The sequence below is a fragment of the Acinetobacter sp. YH12227 genome, assembly GCF_013417785.1.
Classification (GTDB): Bacteria; Pseudomonadota; Gammaproteobacteria; order Pseudomonadales; family Moraxellaceae; genus Acinetobacter; species Acinetobacter gandensis.
In genome coordinates this window covers 25,473-34,130 of the sequence record NZ_VPDH01000040.1, presented here as the reverse complement: position 1 = coordinate 34,130, position 8,658 = coordinate 25,473, and the positions used below count along the sequence as shown (strand labels likewise).

Below are 8,658 nucleotides of genomic sequence, written 5' to 3'. Positions count from 1 at the left end.
GCGCGGTTTTAGAAAGAGTTGTAATTTCTCCAAAAAGATTGAAAACCATTTTAAAGCCTTCGACTTAACCTTTTTTTACATCAATAATGGTTTCATTTAATGTCAGCATACTTTTTGAAACACCACCTAAAAAATTACAGCATATTTAATCACGCACAAAAAAGCCTCAATAGATTGAGGCCTTTTTATGTCGCAGAATTAATAGCTTTCTGGAACTGCACTTAAAAATTCACGACGTTCTTCTTTATTGGTTTTAAAGTCACCGACAAAAGAAACAGTACGTGTCGTAGACTCTTGTTTACCAACACCGCGCATCATCATACACATGTGAGCTGAATCAATCACAACCGCAACACCGCGCGCACCAGTGACTTCAGACACTGCTTCAGCAATCTGCTGAGTGAGGTTTTCCTGAATTTGTAAGCGACGTGCAAACATTTCCGTGATGCGTGCAAATTTAGACAAGCCTAAAACATTACCTTCTGGAAGATAAGCAATATGGACACGACCATAGAATGGGAGAAGATGGTGCTCACATAAAGAATAGAATTCGATATTTTTAACTAAGACCATTTCACGGTTATCGGATGGGAAAACCGCATTGTTAGTCACTTCTTCAAGCGTTTGTGTATAGCCTGAAGTTAGATACGAAAAAGCTTTAGCAGCACGCATAGGCGTATCTTTAAGACCTGGGCGATTTAGATCCTCACCAACGGCAGTTAGGATATTTGCGTAGGATTGCTGCATAGACATAAGACGTGTTCACTTACACTGAGAGATTGAACAAGGTCGGCATTGTAGCAGAAAACTATTACAATGCCTTCTTTTGGGGTAAATTCCGATTACTGTTTGAACTGTGGGTTCTTTTCTGCACGTTTGAGCAGAACTAGAACAGCTCCTGTGCCACCTTGTTTTTCAGGTGCACTGACAAAAGCTAAAACATCACGGTGTTGACGAAGCCAACTATTCACATAGGTTTTTAGAATTGCTTCAGGGCCTTTACCATGCACAATTTTAATCACATTTTGATTTTCTTCTTTGGCCATTTGAATAATTTGCAGCACGGCAGAACGGGCTTCTTCCACTGTACAACCATGTAGGTCGACCGCTTCAAACCAACGTAGATTACCAGCTTTTAAATCTTCAAAAACTTTGTGCTGCAAAGTTGCAATGCGATAGCTTAAAGCCGCTTGGCTCGCCACAGGGTTGAGCATTGCTTGGGTATCTGACAACAAAGCATCATCAGTTTCCATTGGACCTATAGCCGCAGCTCGTTTAGCCAACGTTTGCGCATCGGGTTTCTTACGGCCAACTTTATCTATTTTTGCAATATTGCCTGCATTCATTTTTTGAACACCTTGCATTTGCTTTTGGAAAAGCGCGAAGTCTTCTTCCTGCTCTTGCTCAACAGTTTTGGCTTTTGGCTCAACATGCTTCGCTAGGGCAGTAGAATGTGGATTCGTGATTTGCTTTTTAAAGGCTTTCAATAAATTGAATTGATCTTTAGAGAGCGAAGAATCGTGTTTGCTCATATTTAAACAATAAAAAAACGGCAAAAATGTAGATAAATTATAGCTTGAAATAGCCATAATTTGAACTGAAATGGATTCAATGCATTTTATAAATAGCGAATAAATAAAATTGAATTTGTATAAGTGAACAGTTGGTTATTAGATCTGTTAAAAAATGTGGGTTAATTAGTCTCGATACGGTGTATGGCAGTCTCTAAATCGTAAAAATGTTGAATTTGTTCGTCAGCGATAAAGCAATTTTGTTGGTTATTTGAATTGAAAAAGATCGTGCGCATTCCTACATTTTTTGTACCGGCAATATCTGCAATTGGATTGTCTCCAATAAAAATACAATCTGATGGATTACAATCAAACTGTGTGCAGACGTAGAGAAAAATTTCAGGTTGAGGCTTTCTCATCTGTAGAGCTTCAGATACAAAAATCCCAGAAAAATATTCACTTAGTCCTAAAGCGTAAAAATTATGCTCTTGAAAGGGTGTTCGACCATTGGATATCAATCCTAATTTATATCCATTTTGGTATAATTGTTTAATAGTGATTTCTGCATGCTCGAAAGCAACAGAAAATTCATTAAAATCACTAATATAAATGGCGAGCAGTTCATTTACAGTATATTTTGTGATGTAAAATTCATTGCATAATTGATGATAAACCTGATCTTTCCAAACGCGTCCGTGATCATCAAGCTCAATAAATCGCTGTATAAATTTTTGTTTAGAACTCTGTGGAATAAGTTGCAAGAAATTAATCTGCCAATTCAGAAATCTTTGTAGTGATACATCTCGATTTAAAATGGTTTGATCTAAATCAAAAAGCAGAACTTTTTTCATGCTATGGATTATAACGAACAGTAAACGAGCATCAAGTATTTATGATTTTGGCTTTTGATATTGTAATTAGATGTTGATGAATATTTTATATTTAGAATGAAATAAGTTCAGGGCGAAACATCACCCTGAACTTTATCGAAGTTTAAACAGTCTTTGGCGTACCAAACAACTCTTTAAAAGCTTGATCAGGGCGAGGTTGTTTCATAAAACTTTCACCTACCAAGAAGGCATGAATGTCATGTTCCTGCATCATTGCGACATCAGTAGGTGTTGCAATACCGCTTTCTGTTACAAGTAGGCGAGAAGGCTCAAGTAACTTTTTCAAACGTAAAGATGTATTTAAATCCACATCAAATGTTTTTAAATTACGGTTATTCACACCCAACAAGCAATGATCTGAAAGTTTTAAAGCACGTTCCAGCTCATCTTCATCATGCACTTCAACCAATACATCTAAGTTATGCTCAAAAGCTGTTTTAGACATTTCTTCCAATTGCTGATCTGACAAACAAGCCACAATTAAAAGAATACAGTCAGCATGTAATGCACGTGCTTCAATCACACCATAAGGGTCAATCAAAAAGTCTTTGCGCAGGGCTGGCAAGTCACAGTGCGAACGTGCGATCTGAATGTTTTCATCAGCACCTTGGAAAAAATCGACATCAGTTAATACAGATAAACATGCCGCACCTGCGTCTTGATATTGCTGTGCAATTTCAGCAGGGTTGAAGTTTTCACGAATAATGCCTTTAGACGGAGATGCCTTTTTAATCTCAGCAATGACACCAGGACGTTTTGAACGGAGGCTTTCAGCAAAGCCACGTAGAGGTGTTGCTGCTTGAGCAAGTTCTTCAACATCTTTATAACTGCGTTGCTTAAGACGGGCAGCAAATTCTTCTTGTTTACGGTCTACAATTTTACCCAAAATTGTATTTGCGATATCTACCATGATCTGTGTCCTAATCTTAAGCTTCGTATTCTTTTAAAGTTTTAGTAAATTCAGACAAAATGCCCATTTTTTCTAAGGCTTGACCGCCATAGATAATGTCATGTGCTAATGCAACACCTTGTTTATAGCTTTTGGTTAAACCTGAAACATAAATGCCTGCGCCTGCATTCAGCGCAATCATATTTGCCGCTTTTTCACCGAGTGCTGATTTTTTCTTGCCTAGAGCATCTTTAATTAGTGTCAAACTTTCTGCTGAGCTATCGACAGACAAACCGGTTAAAGTTTGCGATTCAATATCAACATTTTCAGGTTGAATTTCCCATTCTGTGATTTCACCATCTTTAAGTTCAGCCACATAAGTTGCTGAGGCAAGGCTAATTTCATCTAAACCATCACGCGAATGAACCACCATGACATGTTCAGCACCGAGTTGTTTCAACACTTCAGCCATAGGGCGACATAACTCATTTGAAAACACACCAATGACAAAGCGTTTTACTCCAGCCGGATTCGTAAGCGGGCCAAGTAAGTTGAAAATGCTACGGAAACCGAGTTCCTTACGTGGGCCAGCAGCATATTTCATTGCTTTATGATGATTTGGCGCAAACAAGAAACCGACCCCCATTTCACGGATGCAGCGTTCTGTTTGTTCCATGCTTAGGTCGAGATTAATGCCGGCTTGTTCAAGCAGATCAGAGGAACCTGATTTTGAAGACACGCCACGGCCACCATGTTTAGCAATGGTTGCACCCGCAGCAGCAACGACAAAACTTGACGCAGTTGAAACGTTAAATAAGTTTTGGCCATCGCCACCTGTACCGACAATATCCACCAAATGTGGCAGATCACTGACATCAATTTTAATCGCAAACTCACGCATCACACGTGCAGCGGCCGTAATTTCGTCAATACTTTCGCCTTTTAAACGTAAGCCCATCATTAATGCGCCAATTTGTGCAGGGCTTGCTTCACCTTGCATAATCGTGCGCATCACCTCTTCCATTTGTGGTTGAGTAAGCTCAATATTTTTAGTGATGTTATTTAAAGCTTGTTGAATATTCATAATTGTTTCGCACCGAATTACGCGTAAATTTCTAAGAAGTTTTTAAAGATTTGATGACCATGCTGACTCAAAATGGATTCAGGGTGAAACTGCACGCCTTCAACAGGCAATGTCTTATGTTTTACACCCATGATTTCTTCTATAGAGCCGTCATCTTCATTGGTCCAGCAAGTGACTTCTAAGCATTCTGGCAGAGTTGCTTGATCTATCACTAAAGAATGATAGCGTGTTGCTGCGAATGGAGAAGGGAGGTTGCTGAAAATACCTTTATCGCTGTGATACATGTCTGATAAACGACCATGCATCACTTTTTTAGCGCGAATAATCTCACCACCAAATGCTTGCCCAATGGCTTGATGTCCAAGACAAACACCAAGTAAAGGAATTTTGCCAGCGAAATGCTGAATTGCAGGAATAGAAATGCCTGCCTCAGAAGGTGAGCAAGGGCCAGGGCCAATGACTAAATACTTCGGTTGCCATCGTTCGATATCTTCCAATGTCACGGCATCATTACGTACTACTTTTACTTCCTGATTTAACTCGCCAAAATATTGAACGATGTTGTAGGTAAAAGAGTCATAGTTGTCGATCATCAAAAGCATGAGCGTTTTAACCTTTGAAATTTATGCACTTAACTGTGCTTTAGTAAGTCCGAATAGCTTCTAAATTTTTTACATCAACCTAAATGATGCTGTTATTTAGGCATGCTAAATAGCTAAAAATTTAGAAGTTCTGCAATCATAGCAAAAAATATACATTTTCTGCTGAACAATTTCTCAGAGCTGCTTTGAACATTGTGTTTGTGTCTTATTGTGAATGCAAAGGATAGGAAAATTAGCTGGCTGAATTAAAGTGAAAATAGAGTACAAGTGTGAATTTTAAACATATAGAAATAAAATATAAAAAATAAAGTAAGTAACTAACTAAAAGAATGTCTAATACTTATGATAAAAGATGTGTTGTTTTGAAGCAAAATCACCAAAATGGAGCATATTTTTTAACTGAACTTAATGAATGAAGATGCGATAAATAGGGCTATTGGGGGTTTTAAATAAGCATTTATTCCATATATTTTTGCTCAATTAGGATCTTTTATAGTCGCTTAAATTGATTAATTACATGTGATAAATCTATTAAGTAACTAGTTTATATAAGAATTAGCATTTATTGAGAATAAGTATCAAAAAATAAAGTGTTTTACTTTACAAATTTGTATTTTCACTCAAAACAAACAAGCATCAAAATGGTGCGCACCATTTTGATACATCGGCATATTCTTTTTAAACAAATGCGATGAAGAGTGGTTGAATATGGTGCATTTACTGTTACACACAGTATAATAGCCTCAAAGTGAGGGGTGTAAATCTTCTATTCTGATAAGGAATTCAATATTTTAACTTTGCTTTTTAAAGTTGGTACGGTAATTGCTTAATAACTACCAACTACTAACACGCACTTGAGTGTGCACAAAAAAATCATCGGAGCAAAATGAGCATGGCGAACAAGGTCCTTCAACTCATCCAAGAAAGTGGCGCAAAATGGGTCGATTTTCGTTTCACGGACACTAAGGGTAAAGAGCAGCACGTAACTTACCCAGCAGATACAATTGACGAAGATACGTTTGAAGACGGCAAAATGTTTGACGGTTCGTCAATCGCTGGTTGGAAAGGTATCGAAGCGTCTGACATGATCCTTCGCCCAGATGCTGAAACTTGCTTCCTTGATCCGTTCTTTGCTGAACCGACTGTAGTGGTAACGTGTGACGTAATCGAACCATCTACTGGCCAAGGTTATGAACGTGACCCTCGCTCGATCGCTCGCCGTGCAGAAGAGTATCTAAAATCAACTGGTATCGGTGATACTGCATTCTTCGGTCCAGAACCAGAGTTCTTCGTATTTGACGAAGTGAAATGGGACATCGACATGTCTGGCGCTCGCCACACATTGATCGCTGAAGAAGCTGCTTGGTCTACAGGTAAAGATTACGAAGCTGGTAACTCAGGTCACCGTCCACGTGTTAAAGGCGGTTACTTCCCAGTACCACCTGTTGATTCTTCACAAGATATGCGTGCAGAAATGTGTGCAAAAATTGAAGACATCATGGGCCCAGGCCGTGTAGAAGTACATCACCACGAAGTTGCATCTTGCCAGCTTGAAATTGGTGTTAGCTTCAATACGATGGTTCGTAAAGCGGATGAAGTTCAACAGTTTAAATATGCTGTTTGGAACGTTGCGCACCAATATGCTAAAACTGCGACTTTCATGCCTAAACCAATGGTTGGTGATAACGGTTCTGGTATGCACGTTCATATGTCTATCTCTAAAGATGGCAAGAACTTGTTCGCTGGTGATGAATATGCAGGCCTTTCAGAAATGGCATTGTACTTCATCGGTGGTGTGATCAAACATGCTCGTTCATTGAACGCGATCACTAACCCATCGACTAACTCGTACAAGCGTTTAGTACCACACTTTGAAGCGCCGATTATGCTTGCTTACTCAGCACGTAACCGTTCAGCTTCTATCCGTATCCCTTACGTTTCTAGCCCTAAAGGCAAACGTATTGAAGCACGTTTCCCAGATCCAATGATGAACCCGTACTTAGGTTTCGCTGCATTGTTGATGGCTGGTCTTGACGGTATCCAAAACAAAATTCACCCAGGTGAAGCTGCTGATAAGAACTTGTACGATCTTCCTCCTGAAGAAGAAGCAAAAATCCCTACAGTGGCGCATAGCCTAGACATGGCGCTTGAAGCTCTTGCAGCTGATCATGACTACCTACTTAAAGGTGGTGTGTTCACTAAAGAAATGCTTGAAGCGTATATCGAGCTTAAAACTGAAGAAGTACGTCGTCTTAACACGACTACTCACCCAGTTGAATTCGACATGTACTACAGCTTGTAATTCAACTCTGAATTTCACTGTAAAAAAACCCGCCTTGTGCGGGTTTTTTTGTATTATCAATATATTGTTTTTCTAAAAAGTAGCGATGTATGGCACAACGTAAAAAGCACACTGGTTTTTTCCCGTGGATTGATCCGCAAGACCATACTAAAGGCTTTAAATTAAACTTCTCTGAAGTGACCTACATTGAAGTAGGGCGCACGCTAGAAGGGTATAAGCAAGCGGAATTTGTAGCATTGAAAAATCCAGAACTTGCTCTCGATTTCAATTATCCAAAATGCTTTTATATCAGTGCTGAGGGATTGGTTTTGATAAAAACGCCTCAAGGTAAATATGAAGTGATTGCCAAGACGGATAATGCCTAAAGCAGAACTTGAAGACCTAATCTAATTGGTATTGTTTTAAATTTTCGATTTCATAAGGCGCATCTTCAGCAGGGTAGCGTAATTCCTTTCCTTGAGTTTTAGCAAGCGACCAAATTACACTTTCACCAGCTGGGATGTTAAGACTTTGCAATGAATAAATTGGCTCACCAAATGCTTGTTCAGTAGGGATAAATGTCCAACCATGCTGTTTAAATGCCGTGACAACATCCGATAAAAAGGCTGCATTAATTTGATTTACGTGTAGCAGTAAGACATGTTTTGGTGAGCGTTGTAGGGTTTGGACTGCGAGCTGATCATAATATTCTGCACGGTTTAATAAATGCCAAATATAAGCTTGTTTTAAGCGCAGTAATTTTTCTGTGTCGGCTAGTGTGGCATATTGCAAATATTTACGATTATAAAACCAATCGCTAGCATCAATGCTGACACCGCCCAATGCGTATTGGTTGTTTTTAAGCCATTGATATACTGCGTCACGTTTTTCGACGGTTTCGCCTTCTTTTAAGAAAGGATAGCGATAAATACGTTTGTATCGAGGTAGTGTATTATAAGGTCAGCATCCTGAATGCTTTGAATATACGCTTGCGTGGTGGTATCAGGTTTATTTAGGTTTTGATGTAATGCACTATGATTACCAATCAGATGTCCCGCTTTCCCCCAATTCGCAATCAGTTGTTTGCCTTGATAGTCACCAAATTTAACGAGGCTTGGAAATACAATTGATTTAATTTGATGTTCTGCAAGTTGATCTAAAATCTGTTGATTAATTTGGACTGCTTTAGAGTTTTGCTGTGGATTAACTCCATCATCAAAACTAAGTGCGAGCTCTTTGGCTTGGGTCATTGTGCATAAGGTAAATAAGCTCACTAGACTGAGTAAATTTTTTAGAGATTGTTTAAGTGTTGTCTGATTCTTTGTCATTATTAAAATATTTGTGTTGTCATGAATAAGGTTGATGATTTTAGTTTAGGGTTTTTGAATTTAACTAAGTGGT

Annotated in this window: 8 protein-coding genes and 2 pseudogenes; 3 read left to right on the top strand and 7 right to left on the bottom strand. The window is 38.8% G+C overall.

Annotated features, from left to right (window positions below; translation table 11 throughout):
• Positions 1 to 100 (top strand): annotated as a pseudogene (locus FTV09_RS10360) (IS1 family transposase); the annotation flags it as partial.
• A 98-nt stretch (positions 101 to 198) separates the two neighbouring features.
• Here the strand turns inward: FTV09_RS10360 and folE are convergent.
• From folE to FTV09_RS10330, 6 genes are all read right to left on the bottom strand, one after another.
• Positions 199 to 747: a GTP cyclohydrolase I FolE gene (gene folE / locus FTV09_RS10355; RefSeq protein ID WP_171256699.1), complete on the bottom strand. Its 549-nt coding sequence runs from the start codon at positions 745 to 747 to the stop codon at positions 199 to 201.
• Positions 748 to 842: 95 nt separating this feature from the next.
• Positions 843 to 1,532 carry a Smr/MutS family protein gene (locus FTV09_RS10350; RefSeq protein ID WP_180058266.1) on the bottom strand — a complete coding sequence of 230 codons (690 nt, stop codon included), beginning with the start codon at positions 1,530 to 1,532 and terminating at the stop codon, positions 843 to 845.
• Positions 1,533 to 1,693: 161 nt separating this feature from the next.
• A complete protein-coding gene (locus tag FTV09_RS10345; RefSeq protein ID WP_180058265.1) occupies positions 1,694 to 2,362 on the bottom strand; it encodes an HAD family hydrolase in 669 nt (222 codons plus the stop codon).
• A gap of 142 nt (positions 2,363 to 2,504) precedes the next feature.
• Positions 2,505 to 3,311 carry an indole-3-glycerol phosphate synthase TrpC gene (trpC, locus tag FTV09_RS10340; protein ID WP_180058264.1) on the bottom strand — a complete coding sequence of 269 codons (807 nt, stop codon included), beginning with the start codon at positions 3,309 to 3,311 and terminating at the stop codon, positions 2,505 to 2,507.
• A 16-nt stretch (positions 3,312 to 3,327) separates the two neighbouring features.
• Positions 3,328 to 4,374: an anthranilate phosphoribosyltransferase gene (gene trpD / locus FTV09_RS10335; RefSeq protein WP_067765907.1), complete on the bottom strand. Its 1,047-nt coding sequence runs from the start codon at positions 4,372 to 4,374 to the stop codon at positions 3,328 to 3,330.
• A 17-nt stretch (positions 4,375 to 4,391) separates the two neighbouring features.
• Entirely contained in the window at positions 4,392 to 4,976 is a 585-nt protein-coding gene (locus FTV09_RS10330) for an aminodeoxychorismate/anthranilate synthase component II (RefSeq protein ID WP_067765905.1), read from the bottom strand.
• Positions 4,977 to 5,862: 886 nt separating this feature from the next.
• On the opposite strand from FTV09_RS10330, the gene glnA reads away from it, so the two are divergent.
• Positions 5,863 to 7,278: a type I glutamate--ammonia ligase gene (gene glnA / locus FTV09_RS10325; protein WP_171256695.1), complete on the top strand. Its 1,416-nt coding sequence runs from the start codon at positions 5,863 to 5,865 to the stop codon at positions 7,276 to 7,278.
• Between the two features lie 89 nt (positions 7,279 to 7,367).
• A complete protein-coding gene (locus FTV09_RS10320) occupies positions 7,368 to 7,643 on the top strand; it encodes a hypothetical protein (protein ID WP_067765900.1) in 276 nt (91 codons plus the stop codon).
• Positions 7,644 to 7,659: 16 nt separating this feature from the next.
• Here the strand turns inward: FTV09_RS10320 and FTV09_RS10315 are convergent.
• Positions 7,660 to 8,585: pseudogene (locus FTV09_RS10315) on the bottom strand (polysaccharide deacetylase family protein).
• Positions 8,586 to 8,658 lie beyond the last annotated feature (73 nt).

What these genes read in the sequence shown, in the direction of transcription:
- folE (WP_171256699.1), bottom strand. Translation starts at nt 747, where the DNA reads ATGCAGCAATCCTACGCAAATATCCTAACTGCCGTTGGTGAGGATCTA.
- FTV09_RS10350 (WP_180058266.1), bottom strand. Translation starts at nt 1,532, where the DNA reads ATGAGCAAACACGATTCTTCGCTCTCTAAAGATCAATTCAATTTATTG.
- FTV09_RS10345 (WP_180058265.1), bottom strand. Translation starts at nt 2,362, where the DNA reads ATGAAAAAAGTTCTGCTTTTTGATTTAGATCAAACCATTTTAAATCGA.
- trpC (WP_180058264.1), bottom strand. Translation starts at nt 3,311, where the DNA reads ATGGTAGATATCGCAAATACAATTTTGGGTAAAATTGTAGACCGTAAA.
- trpD (WP_067765907.1), bottom strand. Translation starts at nt 4,374, where the DNA reads ATGAATATTCAACAAGCTTTAAATAACATCACTAAAAATATTGAGCTT.
- FTV09_RS10330 (WP_067765905.1), bottom strand. Translation starts at nt 4,976, where the DNA reads ATGCTTTTGATGATCGACAACTATGACTCTTTTACCTACAACATCGTT.
- glnA (WP_171256695.1), top strand. Translation starts at nt 5,863, where the DNA reads ATGAGCATGGCGAACAAGGTCCTTCAACTCATCCAAGAAAGTGGCGCA.
- FTV09_RS10320 (WP_067765900.1), top strand. Translation starts at nt 7,368, where the DNA reads ATGGCACAACGTAAAAAGCACACTGGTTTTTTCCCGTGGATTGATCCG.